This window comes from Nocardia sp. NBC_00508 (assembly GCF_036346875.1).
In the GTDB taxonomy this organism is placed as follows: Bacteria; Actinomycetota; Actinomycetes; order Mycobacteriales; family Mycobacteriaceae; genus Nocardia.
Genome location: NZ_CP107852.1, coordinates 4,931,305 through 4,952,561, shown reverse-complemented (window position 1 = coordinate 4,952,561; position 21,257 = coordinate 4,931,305). Strand labels below are relative to the sequence as shown.

Annotated in this window: 23 protein-coding genes; 7 read left to right on the top strand and 16 right to left on the bottom strand. The window is 67.0% G+C overall.

Going from position 1 to position 21,257, the window contains the following annotated elements; genetic code table 11:
* Positions 1 to 90 precede the first annotated feature (90 nt).
* From OHA40_RS22000 to OHA40_RS21990, 3 genes are all read right to left on the bottom strand, one after another.
* Positions 91 to 1,302, bottom strand: coding sequence for a CaiB/BaiF CoA transferase family protein (locus tag OHA40_RS22000; RefSeq protein ID WP_330228777.1), 1,212 nt, complete (start codon positions 1,300 to 1,302; stop codon positions 91 to 93).
* 267 nt (positions 1,303 to 1,569) lie between these two features.
* Complete coding sequence (locus OHA40_RS21995; RefSeq protein ID WP_330228776.1) at positions 1,570 to 2,502, bottom strand: TauD/TfdA dioxygenase family protein; 933 nt, start codon at positions 2,500 to 2,502, stop codon at positions 1,570 to 1,572.
* A gap of 227 nt (positions 2,503 to 2,729) precedes the next feature.
* Positions 2,730 to 3,494, bottom strand: coding sequence for a deoxyribonuclease IV (locus OHA40_RS21990; RefSeq protein WP_330228775.1), 765 nt, complete (start codon positions 3,492 to 3,494; stop codon positions 2,730 to 2,732).
* A gap of 123 nt (positions 3,495 to 3,617) precedes the next feature.
* Between OHA40_RS21990 and OHA40_RS21985 the strand changes: the two genes are divergently transcribed.
* The 3 genes from OHA40_RS21985 to OHA40_RS21975 are packed head-to-tail and all read left to right on the top strand — an operon-like array spanning position 3,618 to position 8,424.
* Entirely contained in the window at positions 3,618 to 4,877 is a 1,260-nt protein-coding gene (locus tag OHA40_RS21985) for a serine/threonine-protein kinase (protein WP_330228774.1), read from the top strand.
* A gap of 55 nt (positions 4,878 to 4,932) precedes the next feature.
* On the top strand, positions 4,933 to 6,756 hold the full coding sequence (locus OHA40_RS21980) for a serine/threonine-protein kinase (protein ID WP_330228773.1): 1,824 nt from the start codon (positions 4,933 to 4,935) through the stop codon (positions 6,754 to 6,756).
* 3 nt (positions 6,757 to 6,759) lie between these two features.
* Positions 6,760 to 8,424, top strand: coding sequence for a serine/threonine-protein kinase (locus OHA40_RS21975; RefSeq protein ID WP_330228772.1), 1,665 nt, complete (start codon positions 6,760 to 6,762; stop codon positions 8,422 to 8,424).
* A 229-nt stretch (positions 8,425 to 8,653) separates the two neighbouring features.
* On the opposite strand, the gene OHA40_RS21970 is transcribed toward OHA40_RS21975, so the two are convergent.
* Positions 8,654 to 9,487, bottom strand: a complete 834-nt coding sequence (locus tag OHA40_RS21970) for a GNAT family N-acetyltransferase (protein WP_330228771.1) — start codon at positions 9,485 to 9,487, stop codon at positions 8,654 to 8,656.
* Positions 9,488 to 9,576: 89 nt separating this feature from the next.
* On the bottom strand, positions 9,577 to 9,801 hold the full coding sequence (locus tag OHA40_RS21965; RefSeq protein WP_330228770.1) for a hypothetical protein: 225 nt from the start codon (positions 9,799 to 9,801) through the stop codon (positions 9,577 to 9,579).
* Between the two features lie 351 nt (positions 9,802 to 10,152).
* Here OHA40_RS21965 and OHA40_RS21960 point away from each other — a divergent pair, with 351 nt between their 5' ends.
* Entirely contained in the window at positions 10,153 to 10,581 is a 429-nt protein-coding gene (locus OHA40_RS21960; protein ID WP_330228769.1) for a hypothetical protein, read from the top strand.
* A gap of 40 nt (positions 10,582 to 10,621) precedes the next feature.
* Here the strand turns inward: OHA40_RS21960 and OHA40_RS21955 are convergent, their stop codons facing one another.
* Both OHA40_RS21955 and OHA40_RS21950 read right to left on the bottom strand, forming a co-directional pair.
* Positions 10,622 to 11,746 carry an acyl-CoA dehydrogenase family protein gene (locus OHA40_RS21955; RefSeq protein ID WP_330228768.1) on the bottom strand — a complete coding sequence of 375 codons (1,125 nt, stop codon included), beginning with the start codon at positions 11,744 to 11,746 and terminating at the stop codon, positions 10,622 to 10,624.
* Positions 11,747 to 11,755: 9 nt separating this feature from the next.
* A complete protein-coding gene (locus OHA40_RS21950; RefSeq protein WP_330228767.1) occupies positions 11,756 to 12,928 on the bottom strand; it encodes an acyl-CoA dehydrogenase family protein in 1,173 nt (390 codons plus the stop codon).
* A gap of 195 nt (positions 12,929 to 13,123) precedes the next feature.
* On the opposite strand from OHA40_RS21950, the gene OHA40_RS21945 reads away from it, so the two are divergent.
* Positions 13,124 to 13,834, top strand: coding sequence for a hypothetical protein (locus tag OHA40_RS21945; protein WP_330228766.1), 711 nt, complete (start codon positions 13,124 to 13,126; stop codon positions 13,832 to 13,834).
* Positions 13,835 to 14,170: 336 nt separating this feature from the next.
* Here the strand turns inward: OHA40_RS21945 and OHA40_RS21940 are convergent, their stop codons facing one another.
* From OHA40_RS21940 to OHA40_RS21905, 8 genes are all read right to left on the bottom strand, one after another.
* Positions 14,171 to 14,419 carry a hypothetical protein gene (locus OHA40_RS21940; protein WP_330228765.1) on the bottom strand — a complete coding sequence of 83 codons (249 nt, stop codon included), beginning with the start codon at positions 14,417 to 14,419 and terminating at the stop codon, positions 14,171 to 14,173.
* Positions 14,419 to 14,823 (bottom strand): hypothetical protein, encoded by a 405-nt coding sequence (locus OHA40_RS21935; protein WP_330228764.1) that lies wholly within the window; start codon positions 14,821 to 14,823, stop codon positions 14,419 to 14,421. The genes OHA40_RS21940 and OHA40_RS21935 overlap by 1 nt, the downstream gene beginning before the upstream one ends.
* Before the next feature lie 3 nt (positions 14,824 to 14,826).
* Positions 14,827 to 15,081: a hypothetical protein gene (locus OHA40_RS21930; RefSeq protein WP_330228763.1), complete on the bottom strand. Its 255-nt coding sequence runs from the start codon at positions 15,079 to 15,081 to the stop codon at positions 14,827 to 14,829.
* A 9-nt stretch (positions 15,082 to 15,090) separates the two neighbouring features.
* Positions 15,091 to 16,560 (bottom strand): hypothetical protein, encoded by a 1,470-nt coding sequence (locus OHA40_RS21925; RefSeq protein ID WP_330228762.1) that lies wholly within the window; start codon positions 16,558 to 16,560, stop codon positions 15,091 to 15,093.
* Positions 16,561 to 16,564: 4 nt separating this feature from the next.
* Entirely contained in the window at positions 16,565 to 16,858 is a 294-nt protein-coding gene (locus OHA40_RS21920; RefSeq protein WP_330228761.1) for a WXG100 family type VII secretion target, read from the bottom strand.
* Positions 16,855 to 17,178, bottom strand: a complete 324-nt coding sequence (locus OHA40_RS21915) for a WXG100 family type VII secretion target (protein ID WP_330228760.1) — start codon at positions 17,176 to 17,178, stop codon at positions 16,855 to 16,857. Before OHA40_RS21915 ends, OHA40_RS21920 begins: the two co-directional genes overlap by 4 nt.
* A 504-nt stretch (positions 17,179 to 17,682) precedes the next feature.
* Positions 17,683 to 17,937, bottom strand: a complete 255-nt coding sequence (locus OHA40_RS21910) for a DUF4254 domain-containing protein (protein ID WP_330228759.1) — start codon at positions 17,935 to 17,937, stop codon at positions 17,683 to 17,685.
* A 208-nt stretch (positions 17,938 to 18,145) separates the two neighbouring features.
* A complete protein-coding gene (locus tag OHA40_RS21905; protein WP_330228758.1) occupies positions 18,146 to 18,604 on the bottom strand; it encodes a DNA-directed RNA polymerase subunit beta in 459 nt (152 codons plus the stop codon).
* A 256-nt stretch (positions 18,605 to 18,860) separates the two neighbouring features.
* Between OHA40_RS21905 and OHA40_RS21900 the strand changes: the two genes are divergently transcribed.
* Together OHA40_RS21900 and OHA40_RS21895 are read left to right on the top strand one after the other, a co-directional pair.
* Positions 18,861 to 19,739, top strand: a complete 879-nt coding sequence (locus OHA40_RS21900; protein WP_330228757.1) for a helix-turn-helix domain-containing protein — start codon at positions 18,861 to 18,863, stop codon at positions 19,737 to 19,739.
* Positions 19,736 to 19,942 carry a DUF397 domain-containing protein gene (locus OHA40_RS21895; protein WP_330228756.1) on the top strand — a complete coding sequence of 69 codons (207 nt, stop codon included), beginning with the start codon at positions 19,736 to 19,738 and terminating at the stop codon, positions 19,940 to 19,942. The genes OHA40_RS21900 and OHA40_RS21895 overlap by 4 nt, the downstream gene beginning before the upstream one ends.
* A 151-nt stretch (positions 19,943 to 20,093) precedes the next feature.
* Here OHA40_RS21895 and OHA40_RS21890 read toward each other — a convergent pair whose 3' ends face one another.
* A complete protein-coding gene (locus tag OHA40_RS21890) occupies positions 20,094 to 21,236 on the bottom strand; it encodes an epoxide hydrolase family protein (protein WP_330228755.1) in 1,143 nt (380 codons plus the stop codon).
* Positions 21,237 to 21,257: the final 21 nt, after the last annotated feature.

The window sequence follows — 21,257 nt, the reverse complement described above, 5'->3', positions numbered from 1 at the left end:
CGGTCGTTCGGCTGCGGGCTCATGCTCCCGCCTCGCTGACACTCGGCCCCGCCACGACCACCAGGGCGGCTGCGTCGATTGTCCGCTCACTCATCGCGCCTCCAACGCATCGATCTCGGCCTCACTCATGCCGAGCAACCCGGACAGCACCTCATGCGTGTGCTCGCCAAGATCGGGGCCGACGGTATGGATGGGCAGGGACTGTTCGCCGATAACCGGGACGATGCCCGGAAAGCCGACCGTCTGCGGTTCCGGGGCGCCGACGTCCACGGCGAACGGCTGGATCATGTTGCGTGCGCGGTACTGCTCGTCGGCCACGATGTCGGCTGCCGTGTAGATCGGGCCGCACGGAATGGCCGCGGCTTCCAGGACTTTCAGCGCCTCGGCGCGGGTGTGGCGGATCGTCCACTCACCGATGGCCGCGTCGAGGCGCTCGCGGTGGCGCCAGCGGCCCGCGTTGTCCTGGAGTTCCGGGTCGGCCGCCAAGTCCGGGCGGTCGATGACCTTCATATAGCGCTGGAAGATGGCATCGCCGTTGCCGCCGATGATGATGCTGGTTCCGTCGGCGCACGGGTAGGCGTTGCTCGGCGCGATGCCCTCCATCCGGCCACCCACGCGCTCCCGCTGGATCCCGTAGGCGAGGTAGTCCGGCACCAGCGACTCCATCACCGACAGGATCGCCTCGTTGAGCGCCACGTCGATCACGCGCTCCCGCAGGGGAACCGGTGTGGCGCCGCGTTCGCGCTGGAACAGCGCCATCACGGTCCCGAACGCGGCGTAGATACCGGCGATGGAATCACCGATCGAGACGCCGGTGCGCACCGGCGGACGATCCGGGTCGCCGACCAGCTCACGCAGACCGCCGACCGCCTCGGCCACCGCGGCGAAGCCGGGCCGCGCCGACATCGGCCCGGTCTGCCCGTATGCGGAGATCCTGGTGATCACCAGGTCCGGATTCGCCTCGTTCAGCACCTCCGGGCCCAGGCCCCACTTCTCCAGCATGCCGGGCCGGAAGTTCTCCAACAGCACATCGCAGCGGCGGATCAGGTCGAGCACGATGCCGCGCCCCGCCTCGGTGCGCAGATCCAGCGTGATCGACTTCTTGTTGCGGTTGATCGTCCGGTAGAGCATCGAGGTGTCGCCGCCGTAGAGCCGCCAGTTGCGCAGCTCGTCGCCCACCTTCGGGCGTTCCACCTTGATCACCTCGGCGCCGAAGTCGCCGAGGATGCGCCCGGCGGTCGGCGCGGCGATGTAGTTGCCGAGTTCCAGGACGCGCACCCCGTCCAGCGGCCGAATACTCATGGCCACCAGTGTGGACCATGCCACCGACGGCCTGGGCGCTACCTCACGGTTCAGCGACCGTGTGGCGTGCTGCTCGCGGCTCGGCGCGGCCTGGCACCGGCGAGCCCGGCAGTATGCGACCGGACCGGCTACCGCGCCGCTGCCGGGCGTGGCCGTCGCCCGGCAGCGGCGTGCCGCGCCCGGATCTACCTGCCCCTTCGTCGGATACCGCATGGCCCCTCAACTGCCGCGGTGGGGAATTCACCGCCACAACCATGCGGGGTCCGCTCAGGAGGCGAGCAGCCGCGTGTCCTCGATGATCGAGTAGTGCTCGGCATTGCCCGCGATGCCGGTGCTCGCCACACCGTCCACGCCGACCGGGACGTCGCCGGCCAGCGTGATGCGGGTCAGCTTGCGTGGCTGGTCGTCGTAGTCGTCGATGGCGTAGTGCTGGGTGGCGCGGTTGTCCCAGATAGCGACGTCACCGGGCGCCCAGTTCCAGCGGGCGGTGTGCTCCAGGCGGGTGACCCGGTCCTGGAACAGCCGGAACAGAGCGTGCGACTCGGTGCTGGACAGCCCGACGAAGTGCTTGACGAAGTGGCCGAGCAGCAACGCACGCTCGCCGGTCTCCGGATGCACCCGAACCACCGGGTGTTCGGTCTCGTAATAGGTGGACTCGAACTCGGCACGATAGGCGGCGGAGTTCGGGCGCGGCGCCGCACCGGTGCGTGCCGCGTAGTCGTAGACATTAGTGTGCACCGCGCGCAGCGACTCCGCGAGCCGCTTCAGCGGTTCCGGCAACGAGTCGTAGGCCGCGACGGTGGAAGCCCAGGTGGTGGCGCCACCGTAGCTGGGCAGGCGCACCGCGCGCAGGATGGACGCCTTCGGGATGCGGTCGACGAAGGTGACGTCGGTGTGCCAGCTGTTGGCGCGGCCGTGCTCGGAATCGATGGCCAGGCTCTTCACGCCGTGCGAGGTGACGGTCGGGTGCGGTGTAGTCGGCGTGCCGAGCAGTTGGGCGAACTCGTACTGCCCGTCCTCGGTGAGGTGATCCTGCCCGCGGAAGAAGACGACCTTGTGCTCCAGCAGGGCGCGCTGGACCACCTCGACGGTGGCCGAATCCAGGTCGCCACCGAGCCGGACGTTGTCGATCCGCGCGCCGATGCGGGCACCGAGCCGGGTCACAGAGGCAGTGGATGGGGTGGCGGGTGCGACCGTCATGAGATCACCTTCGCTGTCGATATCGGTTGCTGCTCACTCGAGCAGATCACCGAAACCACCCCGCCGACCAGGGTTTTCGTCGCGCTGATCACAAACGACCGAAGCCCACCCACCCCCGCCGGGCACACGTCCCGCCCACACAACTCAGCCGATCACCGCCACACAACCACGTAACGGACGAAGCCGACCCACCCCCGCCGGGCGCACGTCGCGCCCACACACCGCCATCAAACACCGCGCAGGTAAGCCAGATCGTCCGCGATGCCGTCGGCAGGGGTCTCCAGGATCACCGGAGCGCCTGCCGTTTTGCACACTTCCGCGAGCAGCTGGGGGTCGATGGTGCCGTCGGCGAAGTTGGCGTGGCGGTCGGCGCCGGAGTTGAACTCGTCGCGCGAGGAGTTCAGGTGCACCAGGTCGATCCGTCCGGTGATCGCCTTGATCCGGTCGACGACGCCGACCAGTTCCTCGCCGCCCGCCCAGGCGTGGCAGGTGTCCAGGCAGAATCCCGCGCCGTAGTCGGCGACCGCGTCCCACAGCCGGGCGATGGAATCGAAGTGCCTGGCCATGGCGTGATTGCCGCCCGCGGTGTTCTCGATCAGGATCGGCACCGCGAAGCCGCCTTTGTCCTGCTGGCGCTCGAACAGCTTGCGCCAGTTGTCGATTCCGGTCTCCAGTTCGGCGTCGGAGCGCACGTGCCCGCCGTGCACCACCAAACCGAACGCACCGATGTCGGCGGCCGCCTTCGCTTGTTGCGCCACCGCGTTGCGCGAGGGCATGCGCAGCCGGTTGTTCAGGCTCGCCACGTTGATCTGGTAGGAGGAGTGCACCACGACCTCGATCGGGCTCGCGAGGATCTCCTCGGTCCGCGGGTGCGGGGTGGGCTTGTCCCAGCTCTGGGGATCGACCACGAACATCTGGATGACATCGGCCCCCAGTTTCTCGCCGAAGCCGATCGGGTCGCTGTCGAGCCGGACATGTGCTCCTATGCGCATGCGGTCAGCGTAACGGGCGGCACCGACAGCGGACGAAGGTCGCGCCCCGACTGTTGCATCCCGGCGGCCCGGCGAGATACATGGTTAGTGTCCGCGCGTTCGACTCGACCAAGGGGTGTAACGGTGTTGCAGACCGGCGATGTCTTCGCAGGCTACGTCATCCAACGCGTGCTCGGCCGTGGCGGCATGGGCACGGTGTACTCGGCCCGGCATCCCCGGCTGCCGAGGTTGACCGCCCTGAAGCTGCTGAAGCGCGAACTGTACGCCGACGCCGACATCCGCCGCCGCTTCGAACGCGAGGCCGATCTGGTCTCGCGGCTGGACCACCCGAACATCGTCACGGTGTTCGATCGAGGCGCCGAGGACCAGCAGTTGTGGATATCCATGCAATACGTGCCCGGCGCGGACGCATCCTGCGCGGACGTCGACGTGCTCGCGCCTGGGCGCGCGGTGCAGATCGTCGCCGACACCGCCGCGGCACTCGATTTCGCGCACGCCAACCAGGTGCTGCATCGCGACGTGAAACCGGCCAACATCCTGCTGGCCAAGGCGCCGATCGGGCAGCCGGAGCGGGTGCTGCTCACCGATTTCGGCATCGCGGGCGTGCGCGGCGCCGACACCACGATCGGCTCGTCCGGCTCGATCACCGCGACACTCGCTTTCGGCGCGCCGGAACAGCTGATCGGCCAGCCGTTGGACGACCGGGCCGATCAATATTCACTGGCCTGCACCCTGTTCTGGATGCTCACCGGCGCGCCGCCATATCCGGGCGCCAACCCGGCGGCGGTGGTGAACAGCCATCTGTACGCACCGATCCCGGTGCTGAGCCGGGTGCGTCCCGGCCTGCCACCCGCGCTGGATCCGGTGCTGGCCCGCGCCATGGCCAAGCGGCCCGCGGATCGGTTCGCCAGCTGCGCCGAGTTCGCCGCCGCGGCCAGGTATGCCCTCGCCGGGCAGCGGATCGCACCGCACACCGCCGCACCACAGTTGGGCATCCACGCCGACGGGAACGCGCCGACACAGCACACCGCCCCGGCAGCACCACAGCAACCCACGCCGCCGACACAGCACACCGCACCTGCGCCGCCGCGTCCGTCGACGCCGCAGGAACCGCCCCGGCAGCCCGCGCCACCGCGCCGGAGTTTCCCACCGCCGCGGCGACCCGTCCACCCCGGCATGATCGAGCTGCCGAACCTGCCCATACGCCCGGGGTCGGCCGTGCGGCCGCACCAGCAACCCCCGGACCCGCGCCCACCGCCCACCCGTCCAAGCCGCCGTTCGCCCGCGTGTCGCCACGCTCGCCGAGCGATCGGCGGCCACGCGACTACTGCTATGGTTTCGATGTTTTCCGTGGTCCGGCCCATCTCGGACCGCGCGTTCTGATGCTGTACGCCTGTTCGCCGGTGGGTCCCGGCGAGCGGCGGGAAGTGGAGCAGTCATGCTGGCCAGCGGTGACGTTTTCGCCGGCTATGTCATCGAGCGGCAACTCGGCCGCGGTGGCATGGGTTCGGTCTATCTGGCGAAACATCCGCGGCTGCCGCGGATGACCGCACTGAAGCTGCTGAATCGGGAGATGTTCTTCGACAAGGAGGTGCGGGCTCGGTTCGAACGGGAGGCGGATCTGGTCGCGCAGCTCGATCACCCGAACATCGTCACGGTTTACGACCGCGGGCTCGAGGACGAGCAACTGTGGATTTCGATGCAGTACATCGATGGCATCGACGCCGCCTCGGTCGAACCGACATCGCTGCCACCCGAACGCGCGGTCCAGATCATCAAGGAGACCGCGGACGCGCTGGACTACGCGCACGGCAGCGGCGTGCTGCACCGCGACGTGAAACCCGCCAACATCCTGCTGGCCCGCTCCAGCGCCGGGCGCGGTGAGCGGGTGTATCTCACCGACTTCGGTATCGCGCGCCTGCGCGACGACACCGGTCATCTCACCCAGACCGGCACCTTCACCGCGACCCTGGCCTACGCCTCGCCCGAACAGCTCACCGGCGCCGCGCTCGACCACCGCTCCGACCAGTATTCGCTGGCTTGCTCGCTGTTCTGGCTGTTCACCGGCACGGGCCCGTTCGCGGCGACCAATCCCGCCGCGGTCATCCAGGGGCATCTGCAGGGTGCGCCGCCCGCGTTGAGCAGCGTCCGGCCCGGACTGCCCTTCGGGCTGGACGGCGTGCTGGCCAAGGCGATGGCCAAGCGGCCCGACGACAGGTACGGCAGCTGTGCGGAACTCGCCGCGGCCGCCAAGCAGGCGCTGACCGGCCCGAGCGTGCCGTCGATGCCGGTGGTCGGCGGTCACCGTCCGGTCACCGGTCCACAGCCACAGCCGACCATGGGTCCGCGCCCGACGACCGGGCCGCAGATCCCGACGACCGGCACGCCGCACCCGGTGGCGCACGGCCCCCAGGTGAGCGGGCCCGGCTACCACATGAACGGCCCCGGCCCGCACACCAGCGGACCGAATTCGCTTGCCGCAACGGCGTCGCCGGTGACTCCGCCCCCCGCGACGCTGGTGAACCGCAGTCCGCACACCGGCCCGGCGCCGCAGCCCCCCGCCGCCAATCCCTACGGCCAGCAAGCCGGGTTCTCCGGCTTCGGCGCTCCGCCGCACGGCGCGCACATGCACCCCCCGGCCGGACCGCAGGGCAAGAAGAACACCGGGCTGATCATCGGCATCGCGGTGGGCGTCGTGGTGCTGATCGTGGCGACGCTCGGCATCATCGGCGTGGTCTCCGATTCGGGATCGAACAGCAGCGGCCCGACTACTACTACTTCGCCTGTCAAGCCGAACGTCGTCGATGCCACCCCGGAAGCGATCAGCGCGGAGTTCCCGCGGATGGTGCCCGCCTCCAAGACCGAGGAGATCGGCTACAACGGCGCCGAGTGCTGGCTGGCCTCACCGAGTTCGCCGCCGTCCCCGTCCAAGGGCGAGCCGGACTTCGGCGACTGGGCCGCGCAATGGCGCTGCTTCAAGGGCGGCAACAACGACGATCCGTACTACCGCATCTACGCGTACAAGACGCCCGCCGAAGTGCAGACGGTGCTCAAGGGCCTGCCTTCGCAGGCCACCAAGTCCACCGACACCAACGCCGGAAAGTCCTACACCAACCACAAGTACAACGACGACGGCGCCAAGATGGTCACTACTTTCACCGGCGACCCGGATCGCGCCCAGTTCCTGATGTACACCGACGGCTTCAGCTTCACCACGATCGACGAGCTGCTGCGCTGGTGGCGCTCGGCTCCGCTGAACTGACGCATGCTGCGCACCGGTGAGGTTTTCGCCGGGTACACCATCGAACGCCTGCTCGGCCGCGGCGGGATGGGATCGGTGTACCTGGCGCGGCATCCGCGGCTGCCCCGGCTGACCGCAATGAAGCTGTTGAACGCGGAGCTGTTCCACGACACGGAGATCCGCGCCCGCTTCCAGCGGGAAGCGGATCTCGTCGCACGGCTGGACCACCCGAACATCGTCACGGTGTTCGATCGCGGCGTGGAAGACGAGCAGCTGTGGATTTCGATGCAGTACATCGAAGGCACCGATGCCGCGGCGGTGGACGCGTGGACCCTTCCGCCGCACCGGGCGGTGCAGATCATCGCGGAGACGGCCAAGGCGCTGGACTTCGCGCACAGCCGCGGCGTGCTGCACCGCGACGTGAAACCGGCGAACATTCTCTTGGAGCGCGCCGAAGGCGGGCAGGAGCGCGTCTACCTCACCGACTTCGGCATCGCTCGATTCCGGGACGACACCGGACGGCTCACCCAGACCGGCTCCTTCACCGCCACCCTGGCTTACGCGGCGCCGGAGCAACTGTCCGGGGCACTGCTGGATCACCGAGCCGACCAGTATTCCTTGGCCTGCACGCTGTTTCGGCTGCTGACCGGCACGGTGCCGTTCGAAGCCACCAATCCGGTCGCGGTGATCCAGGGACATCTCAGCGCACCACCGCCATCGGTCAGCAGGCTGCGCCCGGGTCTGCCGGTGGCGCTGGATGCGGTGCTGGCCAGAGCCATGGCCAAGCACGCGGCCGATCGCTTCGACTCCTGTACCGAATTCGCCGCCACCGCATGGCAGGCACTGACCGCGCCCGCGGCGTCGTCATGGCAACCGCCGCCCCCGCCGAATCACCCGCTGCCCCAGCTGAATCAACCGGTGCATTCGCCGAATCAACCGGTGTCCCAGCCCGATTCGTCGTCAGGGCGGCGCGAGGCACGTGCCTATCTCGGCCCGGCGCGACGTTCCCGCTGGCACGCCTCGGTTGGCGGGTGGCTCGGCCTGCTGCTGGTGCTCGGGCTGGCCGCTTTCATCATCTCGACGGCGCTCGGCGACGACACCGGATCCTCCGGCGCCACTACAGCAACGACCACAGTGCGCGCCCAGAACACCGCCCCCTCGACCACCCGGCGTCCGACCACGACCGTCCCGGCCACGAAGGATCGAGCCGCGGTCGGCGCCCGCGCCGCGCAACTGAGCGCCGCATTCCCGGATATGCTGCCCGAGACCACCGCTGAACGCCTGGTGCACTCCGGCACCGGATACAACAAGGCGGGCTGCTTCGTCCACACACCGGACCAAGCGACTTCTCCCGACCATGACGACCCGGATCTCGGCGCCTGGGTGCTGATGTGGAGCTGCTTCGGCGGACCGAACAAGGCGGCCTTCGACTTCTACCTCTACGGCTCCCCCGCCGACGCGCAGAAGGTGCTGGACGCCTTGCCCGCCAACGACCGCGCGACCGCCACCAACCACAGCGGCCACACCTACACCAACTACACCCTGCACGGCAGCCGCAACCTGCGCCCACGGATGGTCACCGCATTTCCCGGCAACCCGCGCCGAACGTCCATGCTGATGTACAGCACCGGGTTCATCGCCACCGACGCCGAGTTCATGGACTGGTGGACCTCGGCGCCACTGAACTGAGCAATTACTATCCCTTGGGGAGACACGAAGGTGGAGACGTGGACGACACCCGCTTCACCATCGGACCAGTAGCCGAGCGAACCCGTCGCACCGTCAAGGCGATCCGGTTCTACGCCGACCAGGACATCGTTCCACCCTCGCGGTCGTCAACGGCTGGCCCGCCCCGCCGAGCCTCGCGTCGGTGTTCGCCTGGTTCACCGCGGCCCCAGCGCGTCGATCGGGCGAGATCTCAATCGAAGACGTAGTGCGCGAAGTCGTGGGTCGGGTGGAAGCCGATCGTGCGGTAGATCCGGTTGGCCGTGGCGTCGGCCGTGTCGGCGAACAGGCAGACGTCCAAGCCTTCGGCGCGGAGCAGCTGCGCCACGTGCGCGGTCACGGCGCTGGCATAGCCGTGCCCGCGCGCGTCGGGTGGGGTGTAGACCGGTCCGATCCGCGACCAGCCTTGGATCGGAATCTGGTGGGCGGCAAGGCTCACCGGCTCGCCGTCCCGCTCCCACAGCCACCAGCGGCCCGCTCGGACGCGGCGCAGGAGCGCGGCCTCGCCCAATCCGGGCGGTAGATCCGCGGATTCGTCGGTCATGGCGGCCATCCATTCCGCGCACAGCGCTACATCGGATTCGACCGCTCGGCGCGGTACTCCGGCGACGTCGGGGATGCGCAGCGCACCGAGCCGGTGCAGTCTGGTGACGTACGACTGATGGAATCCCTTGCTCACCAATGCCGACCAATGCTGGGCGAAGGCGGTCGCATCGGCGACGACGCCCTCCACGCCCGCACTGTCGGGCACCACTTCGACCAGCGCCCTGGCCACCGCGGCGATGCTGTCGGGCGGTAGCTCACCGAGATACACGTCGCGACCGGCCACCCGCATGGCAGCGCCGACCACCGAGGCATCCTCGCCGTGCACCGAGAGGAATCGCGACGCCTCGGCCGGGGCGTCCATGCCCGTAATGTGATTGGCGATGCTCGTGGTGATCACGGTGTGCCGCAATGGATCACGAAGCAGAAACGCCCCCGCGAGCGAGCGGAACTCGGCGGCGTCGGTGGTGATCTCGATCCTCATGCAGATCACGGTAAGGGCCTAAAGTGTTGCGCACCCTAATTTTTCGCGTACGACCCGAGGTCGGGGGACCGAGCGACCGGCCGGTTCTCTCAGTCGACTGCCCCACCACCCGCACGGAGCTTGAGCAGGACCAGCCCCGCGGTGCAGGCGAGAATGAGTCCGGCGACGGTGATTTCGACGTGCAGGCCCGCGATGCCGAGCACCGCCCCGACGATTCCGCCGATGAAGATCAGCCAGGCCAGCGTCCGCGACAGAATCGTGGATAGTCTGCGCGCCTGCTGGTTCGACGCCAGATGCTGCGCAGTTGCCGACACCGCATCTCCCGCGGCGTGGGATGACCCACGCCGGGACGCTGTCGAGTAAGCTCCCATCATCTACTCCTCGATGACGCCGGTCAGAGAACCACTGTCACGTTCTCACACAACGTGTCCCTCATCCTGAACAGGCGTCTCACGCGTAACTTTGCTCACACACGCTACGACTCCGGGACGCCGGAGGACAGCGACACGTGTCAACGACACGCCGATGAGACCAATTCGATATGTGAATTATGAGCGTTTGAAAGCGTCGTCCGGCGCATCCCCAGCGACCGTCATGCTCACCTCGCTCGGCCGAGCGCCCTCGAGTAAGGTGAGGCCACTCGATACACACGAGGAGTGTCACCGATGGAGAGCAGCAGGACCAAGATCGCCGGTCCGGCGATCGCCGCGGGAGCGGTTTCCATCGGACTCGTCCTGATCGGCGCGTGCGGCGTCGGCAAGCACGACACCTACGTCCCGCCACCGCCGCTGAAGGCGGGACAGCACGCCGAGCCGGTGGTCCGGGAGGACAACACCGGCCCGACCACCCCAAGGGTGGTCATCCCGCCATCGCCGACCTGGAGAGTCGCGCCGTACAACCAGTCGCGCCCAAGCCCATTCGCGGGCTTCGTCACCAGCACCTCCGCGGACCCCTCCGCCCCAGCCGACGACCCCGCGCACGCCGCGCCGCCCGAGGACGCGCGGCCATCGGCCGCGCGCACGACGACCGAACTGTCGGAGGAGCCCACCGCGACGCCGCGCAGAACCACCAGCGCGCGAGACGAGGACGAGTGACCTCCGGTGGTGCGCGCGAAACGCGCACCACCGCACGGTCCTACAGTTCGGGCAGCTGGTAGTCGCCGACCCGGGAACCGAGCACCCGCAGATGCTCCAGCCCACCCCCGAGGGTGCGCCCGATCGCGGTCAGCCGGGCCACGTAGTGGCCCACCGGGTACTCGGCGGTGACGCCGATGCCGCCGTGCATCTGGACGGCTTCCTGCCCGATGTGGCGCGCTGAGCGCCCGACCTGCAACCGTGCCCGCGAGGCGATCACCGGGGCATCGGCACCGTCCGCCAGCGACGCCGTGACATACAGGCTCATGCTGCGCGCCAACTCCAGCGAGACGTACATGTCGGCCGCCCGCTGGGTGAGGGTCTGGAACTTCGACAGCGTGACACCGAACTGCTTGCGCTGCTTCAGGTATTCGGTGGTCAGCCGCAGCGTCTCTGCCATCGCGCCGATCGACTCCGCACAGAGGCTCGCCTGCGCATGCGTGAGCACCGAGGCGATCACTCCGGCCGCGTCTGCCTCGCCGAGCCGCTCGGCGGGCGCATCGGTCAGTTCCAGCTGCGCGCCGCGCTGGCCGTCCACCGTGCGGTAGGACTTGCGGACCACGCCCGCGGCGTCCGGCGCCACCAGGAACAGCCCGACCCCGCCATCCGGCAATAGGGCGCTGACCACCAGCTCGTCGGCGCTGTCACCGTGCGGGACGGGATTCTTGACACCGGTCAGCGTGTACGAATCACCGTCCGCCGCCGCAGTGGTCGCCAGTTCGGTCGACGGCCAGCGCACCCCGGGCTCGGCGTGGGCGAACGCGAGCAGTTTCGCGCCCGAGGCGACCTCCGGCAGAATCCGCTGCCGCTGCTCGGCGCTGCCCGCCTCGGCCACCAGGCCACCGGGCACCAGCACCGCGTCCAAGATCGGTTCGGGCGCGAGCCTGCGGCCGACCTCTTCCAGCACGACCATGGTCTCCACCGGACCGGCGCCGACGCCGCCGTCCTCCTCGGCGAAACTCAGGCCGAGCACGCCGAGTTCGGCGAGCTGACGCCACACGTCGCGGCTCCAGCCCAGGTCGGAATCGGTGATCTTCAGCCGGGATTCGGCGTCGTAGGTGCGTGCGAGCAGGTCGCGAACCGTGTCGCGGAGCATGACCTGTTCATCGGTGAGATCGAAATCCATGGTGTCGCCTCACAATCCGAGGATCGTGGAGGCGATGATGGTGCGCTGCACCTCGCTGGAGCCTCCGTAGATGGTTGTCTTGCGGTAGTTCAGGTAGCCGGGACCGCTGCGCTGCGCCCAGCCCGGCGAGGCGATGTCGTCCGCGTCCACCGGGATCGCGTCCGGTCCCGCGATGTCCAGCAGCAGCTCGGTGGCCGCCTGCTGGAGTTCGGAGCCGCGCAGCTTGAGCACCGACGAGGCCGGGTTCGGCTTGCCGTCCGACGAGTTGGAGACCACGCGCAGCTGGGTGAGCTCCAGGGCGAGCAGCTCGTTCTCCAGCTCGGCGACCCGCGCCGCGAACACCGGGTCCTGCAGCAGCGTGCCGTTGCCGGAGCGGGTCTCGGCCGCGTACTGCTTCGCGACGCCGATCTTGACCTTGGTGCGGCCGACGCCGGTGATGCCGGTGCGTTCGTTGCCGAGCAGGAACTTCGCGTAGGTCCAGCCCTTGTTCTCCTCGCCGACCAGCTGGTCGGCGGGCACCCGGACATTCTCGAAGAAGACCTCGTTCACCTCGTACCCGCCGTCGATCAGCTTGATCGGGCGGATGGTGACACCGGGCGACTTCACGTCGAACAGCAGGAACGAGATGCCCGCCTGCTTCTTCGACGCGCTGGGGTCGGTGCGCACCAGGCAGAAGATCCAGTCCGCGTACTGGGCCAGCGTGGTCCAGATCTTCTGACCGTTGACGATGTAGGAATCGCCGTCGCGGACCGCGGTGGTGCGCAGCGAGGCCAGGTCGGAGCCAGCGTCCGGCTCGGAGAAGCCCTGGCACCACCAGATGTCCAGCGCGGCGGTGGGCGGCAGGAACCGCTCCTTCAGCTCCTGGGAGCCGAAGTGGGCGATCACCGGGCCGACCATCTGCGCGTTGAAGGTCAGCGGCTCCGGCACCGAGGCGAGCTGCATCTCGTCCTGCCAGATGTGCCGCTGCATCGGCGTCCAGTCCTTGCCACCCCACTCGACGGGCCAGTTGGGCACCGCGAGGCCGTGGTCGTTGAGGATCTTGTTCGCGGTGACGAAGTCTTCGCGGGACAGCTCACGGCCCGTGCGGACGCGCTCGCGAATGTCCTCCGGGATCTCGGTCCGATAGAACTTTCGCAGTTCGTCGCGGAAGGCGGCATCCTCCGGGGACAAGGATAGTTTCATACGTAGCTCCCTGTGTGTCTCGTACGTCCGAGTAGAACCTACCTCGTCGCAAACGTCCACTGTCGACTGGATCACACCGAGAGCTGGGGAAGGTGGTGCACGGTGTTCCGTCTCCCGGCACGACGGGAGCGGCGACCTGGTACGTTGCTGCTCGTGAGTCGGGGACCAGGCAGGTTTCGGTATCGAGGTGAACGAATGAACGGCAGGACCATCGCACGCGCCACGGCGGCCGCGGCATCTCTGGGCATCGGCGCGGTTCTGACTTTCTCCGCCCCGGCCACCGCCGAGCAGACCCCGGCGCCCGTGGACACCGGCCTGGCCCACCTGACCGAGATCGCCGGATCCGACCCGACCGCCCAGGAAGGCGTCGCCGCGCTCACCAGGTACGCCACCTTGGTCGACGCCGCCAACCTGCGCGACGTCTCCAGCGTGTTCACCCCCTTCGCGTACGCCGCGCCCACCTTCGGCTGCGGCAGCAACGGTCCGATCACCACCGTCATCGCCGCCGCGACCACCGATGGATCGGGCCCCAATCGGGATCTGAACGTCGAGCCGGGCACGTTGCGCTTCAGCGCCACCCCCTCGCACTCCGGCGCGCCGCTGGCCTCCGGCCTCGTCGTCGCGTGGGTCAATGTGAACACCGGCGCCAGCGGCCTCAGCCCCCTCGACGACGTCACCGAGTTCCGCTTGCCGTCGCTGTCCAAGACGGTCAACAGCGGTCCGGGCACGGTGCTCGCCTCGATGTGGGGCATGATCGACTACCCGTTCGCGCACTGCGTGATGACGCCCACGGTCGGCCTCTTCACGGTGCCCGACCGCCCGGCCCCCGCCCCGGCGCCCGCACCCGGTGCGGCCCCGCCCGCCCCGAACGGCGCCGCACCCGCGCCCGCCCCCGCGGCTCCCTAGCCTGCGACCTCGGCTGGAGTTCAGGCGCACGGTGCGTCTGGAGTCCGCGTCCAGCGACGATGTCCGGTGATGCGGCCGTTCGACCACCGCCCAGGCAGGTCCGTGGGTGTACTTGCGGCGGGCGCGCATTGAATTCTTCGAATGCGGCATCGGCTTCCGCAAGCAATTCGGGGTCGACCGGACCTGTCTGCACGCCGAAAACCTGTCCGGCAACTCTCTCTTCCATATACCGCTTCTATTTCAGGACTTCCGTCATTTGAATAACGGTTCGGCCTGTTGTCCAGTCAGTAAAATATATTTGTCGGCTTGAACGGCGTGCCGGATTTGAACAGTACTTCAGCGCTCTTGCTGACGTTGTTCTGCCCACGCCTGTTGCCGCTGCGCTTCCCGCTCCCGGTACCACTGGTCATATTCGGTACCAGCTAGGTCGTCACGGAATCGTTCGGGCAGATCGGCCGGATGCATTTCCGGCGCCCGGGCGGCGAATTCCTCCAACATGGCATTCGCTTTCGCCAAATATTCGGGGTCGATCGTACGGCCGGGCCGGAACGTCTTCCCGAAAGCCTTTTCCTCGTACTGCTCCATCAGGGTCCTCCTGCTAGGGGTTCGATCATTTGAATCACCGTTCGGCCGGTAGACCAATCGGTGTATATACGCGTCGGCTTGAACTCGGTACCCGACCTGAAAAGAATTTCTGGATTTCCGGGCGCCGAATATGGAGTGATGTCTTTACCGGTGCGCGAGACATAATGGAATTCCACGTTGCCTTCTCGCACATTGCCGCCCTGTTTGAGCGGGCTTGTACTGGTGAACGCGTCCTCCATGACGTTGTCGCCTCTGTCCAGCGCGCGACGGTAGCGGTCGATCTGTTCCGGAGTCAGGTCGGTTACTCGGGTCACCGGGCCTTCATGGTTCGGCAATTTACTCAGCGCCGCATTCAGATCATCAATGTATCTCTGCTGTTCCGGAGTGACGGTCCCGCGCCGCAATTGCTATGGCCTCTCATCATGCTCCTGCTGACGTTGTTCTGCCCACTCCCGTTGTCGCTGCGCTTCCTGCTCCCGGAACAGCGCTTCTTTTTCGGTGCCCACGTAGTCGTCGCGGAACCGCGCAGGCAGGTCCCGTGGGTGTACTTGCGGCGGGCGCGCATTAAATTCTTCGAATGCGGCATTGGCTTCCGCGAGCAATTCGGGGTCGACCGGACCTGTCTGCACGCCGAAAATCTTTCCGGCAACTCTCTCTTCCATAAACCGCTCCTATTTCAGGACTTCCGTCATTTGAATAACCGTTCGGCCTGTCGTCCAGTCAGTAAATATATTTGTCGGCTTGAACGGGGTGCCCGATTTGAACAGGATTTCGGGATTTCCGGGTGCCGAATACTGGGTGATGTCTTTTCCGGTCTGTGAGAATATTTGGAATTCCACGTTGCCGTCGCGGACGCCGCCGCCGTTTGTGAGTGGGGATGTGCTGGTGAACGCTGGGTCCGTGTGGCCCTCACCTCGCTCCCATGCCCGCCGATAAGCCGCGATTTCTTCGGGCTCGAGATTGGTCACGCGAGTGACCGGACCCCGGTAGTCCGGCAATTTATCCAGCGCCCGGTTCAGGTCGTCAATATATCGCTGCTGTTCCGGAGTGACGTTCCCGCGCCGCAATGCTCCGTTCGCGTAGTCGGAGGCCGATCCGGTGTAGTCGGCGATCGTGTCCACATCTCGCCCGGAGAGCTGCGCCGGACGCGTATCCGTGGCCTTCTTGCCCATGTTCGCAATACGATCCAGGTCGGCTCGACGCTTGGCAACGTTGGCCAACGAGTTGAATTCGCGTACCTGCTTTGCTTTCCGGGCCGCCTTCCAACCATCGATCAGTCCACGAATCGGTCCGGCAGCTTTCGCGATGATTTGCGCGACTCGCGCACTGCCCACTGCCGCGCCGAGTCCGGCGGTGAGCACCGATGCGGCCACAGCAAGCGCAATGGTGATGCCGACTTCTGCGGCGATCTGTTTTCCGAGGTCTTGCAGCAGGACCATCAGTTTGTCCCGCAGCTCTGTGAGTGACTGCTTATGGTCCAGGCAGGCTGCCGACAGCTCGGCGAACGCGGCGATCAGGTCTCGTGACGAGTCGCGCAGTATCTGAAGGTCTTTGATGACGAGCGGAATTTCCGGTGCAATATTCCGTTCGAGCTCCGCGGCGATCTGGTCGAGAAACGCGGGAAAATCGGCTATAGCCGGATCGGTCTGGATCTGTTTCCACGCATCCGAAACGTTCTGTAATTTGTCGGTGTCGCCGTCGGGCACGGTCACACCGATCATCTCGATCAGTTCGACCGAGTCGGATACCAGACCATTGCCGGGACCGCCCGCGGACGGCAGCGGCACCCGGCACAAGTACACGGGAGGTGGGAATGGTGCGGGTTTCTCCGGACCAGGACCGCCCGCATTGATGGTCGCCGAGTGCTCGGCCAGCGCATAGTTGTGGCCCACCGTTTGAACGACGGACGCGAAATTTCCTGCGGCCTCGGCGATCCGCGCGCCTTCTCGCAGAACGGATGACGCCACGTCGTCGTATTGGGCGGCCCAGCCGCGCGCCTCCTCGTACGATCCGGCCATGCTGGCGCATTCCGACAGCGCACCATGACGGGCGTCCATTGCCGAAAACCATTTGGTAGCGGCGTCCTGGAGCCCGGCCGCGGTGGAGTAGTACACCTGTGGGTCGATACCGAGCACGCTCATTTGGTCAACTCTCCAGAATCTGCACGTTGACGGTAATGGCGTCGCTGTAGGCGGTGTGCGCCGCCACGGCGGCCGCGCGCATGGCCGCGATGCCGTCGCGCACGTCCGCGGCGCCCTCCGCCCAATCTCGATGTGCCTCGGCATGTTTAGCCGCAGCGTCGCCGGTCCAGGTGCGATGCAGCGCGTCTACCCGCCGATTGACACCGGCGAATGTGTCCTCCGCGAAACCGGCCAATCCGCCGATGCGGGCCGTGACAGCGTCCAAATGCGCCAGGTCGACGCCGAACTCGGCTGTCATGGCAGGTCCAGCGACGACGTGGCCTCGGCGCGGCCGGTGTCCACCGCGACCACCGTGTCGACCGCCACGCCGAGCAGATCACCCATACCGTCCAGCGCCTCGAGGATCTGCACCGCACCACGGCGCGCCTCATCCCATGCCGCCTGATACGCGGTGGCGGCTGGACCGCGCCATGTCGCCATGAGCCCGGCGACCTCGGCATCAGCCGACCGGAGGCCGGAGATGAGTTGGTTTGCCGCTTGCTGGACGTAGCGGCCCGCATCGCTGACTTCGGCCGGAACCATCGCGAAATCGGATCCGGCGCCTGCTGTTTCCGTCACTGAACTCCCCGGTATGCCTGCTGTACGGTACGTGCTTACCCACGTGATCTTGCAGAGTTGGACGTACCAACCAACTCGTAGGTTCCATTCGAGATGGTTTCGAGATAACTCCTGGCTGGATCCAATCCGGTTGCGCGCCCGCCGTCTGGCGATGTGCGAGGATCCCACGGTGCCGCATCTTTGACAGGCGACGATTGCGCGGTGGACGCGCTGGCGACAACGGAGGTCTTCTGCCCTGTGGTCGCGCTCGGCGTCCCGTCGGAAATGTCCCGGCAGGGCACGAGCACCCGCGCAGCACCGACCGCGAGATCGACAGCTCGAAGGGTGTTCCCCCTGTTCGTTATCGGCTCCCTCACTGCTGGTGGTGGCTCGTGCTTCCGCCGTGGGCCGGACCGGCTCCTCCGCCCCCATGACTGCGGCCGACTTTACCGCTCGGTTCAGTGAGGCGGCCAGCGCGGCCGATCGGGCAGCGGTGGAGGGTGGCGGCAGGACCGTGTGACGAAATTATGGCCCGCCGGGCAAACGCCGCCGACCGGCACGCACTTCCGCCGCCATGTCCTCATAGCCAATGGCCAGCTCGGCGAGGCGTTCCCAGACATCGCCCAGTTCACTGGTGGACGTGCTGGCCAGCGCGGCGTAGGCGCAGGCGGTGAGCTGGCCCAGACGGTCGATGACCGCGCCGATGGTCTCGGTGTGAACCAAGGCCGCGCCATGCGAGGGCGGGAGTTGCGCGGTGACCCAGCGGTCGATATCGCGCACCAGGCGGGCGCGCAGGAGGTCGATCTCGTCGGCGGTGTCGCGATCCGCGCACAGGAGTCGCTCGTGCAGGCAGGACAGTTCATGGGCGAAGCGCAGCAGCGGATGATCATCGGCAATATTGCCCCCTCAGGCCCGCAGCAGTTGATGTTTGGTGGGCAACGGATCGCTCACGGTCATGGCGCACCCCTCCGATGGCGATGTCGGCCGTTCACCGGCGCACCGCCTTTCCTGAACAGTCCAGCAGCGCCTCCACGACGGTGGTCATGTTGGGGCGGTCGGGATCTCGCGGTGGGACCACCCACCGGCGGTAGCCCGCCAGCTCGTCGGCCGGGCCGGGCAACGCGATCTCACCACCCGCCGGGACGATCGATGCGCTCAGCCGCATCAGCCGCGCCGCGATGACGTGGTCGCCCGCCAACTCCGGTGGCTCCGCCCTCGTCAAGAAGGTCCAGCGCTGCGAGCGGTGCCAGACGATCGGCCCGCGCAATCCCTGATGGGTAAGCCGGTCGCGAACCGACTCTCCCCATTGAGCAGGCATCGTCACCGCGCCCACCGGAATTCCCGCGCGTAGCACGATGCGGTGCGCCTCGCGGTCCACAAAGCACGGCAATCCACAGGCGCGCCGGTAGTAGTGGGATCGGTGTATGACGTCGGCGGGCGCGTGCATCGGTCTACCTCCTGCGGGCGATCGGTTGTGGTGCGCACGGCCTCTGGCGGGTATCGGATAAACACCAGATCGGAGAACGGAATCGGCGTAGGTTCTCTGCCGGACGCAGCTCAAGCACAGCACTGCTGACCTGCATCGCGTTCCGGAAACTGGGTATCCCAATCGCTTCCGCGCGAAGGGCCAGAGCGGCCCCCAGTTCGCAGAATCGTTTCACCCAGTACGGGCGGTCTGCACAGTCGAGATAGGGGGCTTCATCATGGACAGCGGATCAACTTTGCCGAGGCGGCAGCTCGGCCGATACCTGCGCGAGGCGCGCACGGCGCTCAATCTCTCGCAGGAGCGGGTGGCCGAACTGACAGGGGTGAGTTCTTCGGTGGTGCAACGGGTCGAGAAGGGCATATCGACACGGCTGAAAGCCCACGAGCTACAAGCGATTTGCGAAGTACTCGAAATGTCGCGGGAGATGACCGATGCAATGACCGGGCTACTCCAGCAAGGCGGCGAGATGAACTGGTGGCACGAATACGGCCACCTCATCCCCGCAACCTTCGACGTGTACGTCGGCCTCGAGACCGCAGCGCGGAAGCTGGCCGTGTACCAGCCATCGCTGGTACACGGTCTGCTTCAGACCGCAGACTACGCCCGGGCTCTCATAGAGGTTGGCACACCCGGGGAGAGCGCCGCAGAACGTGACCGCCGCGTTGAACTCCGGATGAAACGCCAAACGATCCTTACCAGAAGGCACTGTCCCCTCATGCTGGATGTCGTTCTACACGAGGCGGCACTGCGCAGCGCTATCGGCGGCCCCAAGATCATGTCCGCACAGAATCGGCATCTCGCGGAGATTGGAAAGCTACCCAATGTGACGCTCCGGGCGCTGCCCTTCTCTGCTGGCGCACCGGTCGGTCATCCCGTCGGACAGTTCGCCACTCTCGAGTTCGATAGAGATGCCAAAGGCGTGCCCGTCTCACCCCCAATCGTCTATCTAGAGACATTCACGGCGTGCATGTACCTGGAGAAACCGAACGATCTGCATCGGTACGATGAGGTGCACGACAGCATTCGACGTGCATCGCTCAATGAGACAGAGAGCAGGAGCCTGCTCCGGCAGGTAGCGAAGGAGTTCTCAGCATGACTGCCGACCTATCCGGAGCCACGTGGTTCAAGAGCAGCCACAGCGCCACCCAGTCCGACTGTGTCGAGGTCGCCTTCCTCGACGGAGGTTCGGTTGGCGTACGTGACAGCAAGAACCCAACCGGTCCGGCGCTGGTCTTCACCCCTGGCGAATGGGACGCTTTCACCACCGGGGTCATCGTCAGAGAGTTCCACCGACACTAGCTTCGAATGCGACGAGAGCCCTTGAATCCCAACGGATTCGAGGGCTCTCGTCCGTTTCACGCGCGGTCCGAGCGGGTCGGCACGGCGGGTGCCGCTCTAGGCGGCGGCCGATCAGGACCGAATCACCGGATGCGGTGCCGCTGCCGGGTATTCAGCCCAGTTTGGTGAAGAATGCGCGGATGTCCGCGGCGTGCGCGTCCGGGCATTCCATCGCCACGAAGTGGTTGCCGGTGTTGCCCTCCGGCCAGTGCACGATGGTGTTGCCCTGTTCGGCGAGTCGCCGCATCAGTGCGGAGCCGCCGCCGTAGGTGCCGGTGGGCACCGCTTTCTGGCCTTTCGGCCAAGTGAACCCGCGGTCGCCGAGGCCGTTGTACATCGGCCAGGACGACGAGGCCGCGGTGTTGGTGAACCAGTACAGGCTGATGTTGGTCAGCAGGTGGTCACGGCTGATCACGTCCTCGACGCGGTCGGCGAGCGGGGCGAACTCGGTGAACTTCTGCATCAGCCAGCCGAGCAGGCCCACCGGCGAGTCGGTCCAGGCGTGTGCGAAGGTCTGCGGCGCGTGGTGCAGCAGCACGTGGTGGTTCACGCCGGTCATCCAGGTCTGCATGAGGTCCCACTCGGCGCGTTCGTCCGGTGTCATGGTGGGTACGTCGGCCTCGGTCGGCATCCCGATCCCGCCGTCGAGGTGCACGCCGATCACCCGGTCCGGAGCGGCGATGGCGAGTTCGGGCGCGACGTAGGCGCCGAGGTCGCCGCCCTGGGCGCCGAAGCGCTGGTAACCGAGCCGATCCATCAGCACGAGCCACATCGCGGCTACTTTCCCCGGTGTCATGCCCGGTTCCCGCGGTCCTTCGGAGAACGCGAAACCTGGCACCGAAGGCACCACGACGTGAAATGTATGCGCCGGGTCGAGGCCGTGCGCGCGCGGATTGGCCAGCAGGCCGATGGTCTCGGTGAATTCGACGAACGAGTTCGGCCAGCCGTGGGTCAGGATCAGCGGCGTGGCGTCCGGCTCCGGCGAGCGCACGTGCAGGAAATGCACGTCGAGGCCGTCGATGTTCGTGATGAACTGCGGGAACTTGTTGAGCGCCGTTTCCTGTGCGCGCCAGTCGAACTCGGTCCGCCAGTACTCGGCCAGCTCGCGCAGGTAGTCGACCGGCACGCCCCGATCCCAGCCCGCCCCGGGCAGCTGGGCCGACCAGCGGGTGCGGCCGAGCCGGTCGTTCAGGTCGTCCAGGTCGGCCTGCGGGATCTCGATGCGGAACGGGCGAATGTCGGTGTTGCTGGTCATCGGTGCGGCTCCTTGCCGGTC

What these genes read in the sequence shown, in the direction of transcription:
- OHA40_RS22000 (WP_330228777.1), bottom strand. Translation starts at nt 1,302, where the DNA reads ATGAGTATTCGGCCGCTGGACGGGGTGCGCGTCCTGGAACTCGGCAAC.
- OHA40_RS21900 (WP_330228757.1), top strand. Translation starts at nt 18,861, where the DNA reads ATGGACAGCGGATCAACTTTGCCGAGGCGGCAGCTCGGCCGATACCTG.
- OHA40_RS21970 (WP_330228771.1), bottom strand. Translation starts at nt 9,487, where the DNA reads ATGAGGATCGAGATCACCACCGACGCCGCCGAGTTCCGCTCGCTCGCG.
- OHA40_RS21950 (WP_330228767.1), bottom strand. Translation starts at nt 12,928, where the DNA reads ATGAAACTATCCTTGTCCCCGGAGGATGCCGCCTTCCGCGACGAACTG.
- OHA40_RS21895 (WP_330228756.1), top strand. Translation starts at nt 19,736, where the DNA reads ATGACTGCCGACCTATCCGGAGCCACGTGGTTCAAGAGCAGCCACAGC.
- OHA40_RS21960 (WP_330228769.1), top strand. Translation starts at nt 10,153, where the DNA reads ATGGAGAGCAGCAGGACCAAGATCGCCGGTCCGGCGATCGCCGCGGGA.
- OHA40_RS21925 (WP_330228762.1), bottom strand. Translation starts at nt 16,560, where the DNA reads ATGAGCGTGCTCGGTATCGACCCACAGGTGTACTACTCCACCGCGGCC.
- OHA40_RS21940 (WP_330228765.1), bottom strand. Translation starts at nt 14,419, where the DNA reads ATGGAGCAGTACGAGGAAAAGGCTTTCGGGAAGACGTTCCGGCCCGGC.
- OHA40_RS21975 (WP_330228772.1), top strand. Translation starts at nt 6,760, where the DNA reads ATGCTGCGCACCGGTGAGGTTTTCGCCGGGTACACCATCGAACGCCTG.
- OHA40_RS21930 (WP_330228763.1), bottom strand. Translation starts at nt 15,081, where the DNA reads ATGGAAGAGAGAGTTGCCGGAAAGATTTTCGGCGTGCAGACAGGTCCG.
- OHA40_RS21945 (WP_330228766.1), top strand. Translation starts at nt 13,124, where the DNA reads ATGAACGGCAGGACCATCGCACGCGCCACGGCGGCCGCGGCATCTCTG.
- OHA40_RS21905 (WP_330228758.1), bottom strand. Translation starts at nt 18,604, where the DNA reads ATGCACGCGCCCGCCGACGTCATACACCGATCCCACTACTACCGGCGC.
- OHA40_RS21980 (WP_330228773.1), top strand. Translation starts at nt 4,933, where the DNA reads ATGCTGGCCAGCGGTGACGTTTTCGCCGGCTATGTCATCGAGCGGCAA.
- OHA40_RS21995 (WP_330228776.1), bottom strand. Translation starts at nt 2,502, where the DNA reads ATGACGGTCGCACCCGCCACCCCATCCACTGCCTCTGTGACCCGGCTC.
- OHA40_RS21920 (WP_330228761.1), bottom strand. Translation starts at nt 16,858, where the DNA reads ATGACAGCCGAGTTCGGCGTCGACCTGGCGCATTTGGACGCTGTCACG.
- OHA40_RS21955 (WP_330228768.1), bottom strand. Translation starts at nt 11,746, where the DNA reads ATGGATTTCGATCTCACCGATGAACAGGTCATGCTCCGCGACACGGTT.
- OHA40_RS21990 (WP_330228775.1), bottom strand. Translation starts at nt 3,494, where the DNA reads ATGCGCATAGGAGCACATGTCCGGCTCGACAGCGACCCGATCGGCTTC.
- OHA40_RS21890 (WP_330228755.1), bottom strand. Translation starts at nt 21,236, where the DNA reads ATGACCAGCAACACCGACATTCGCCCGTTCCGCATCGAGATCCCGCAG.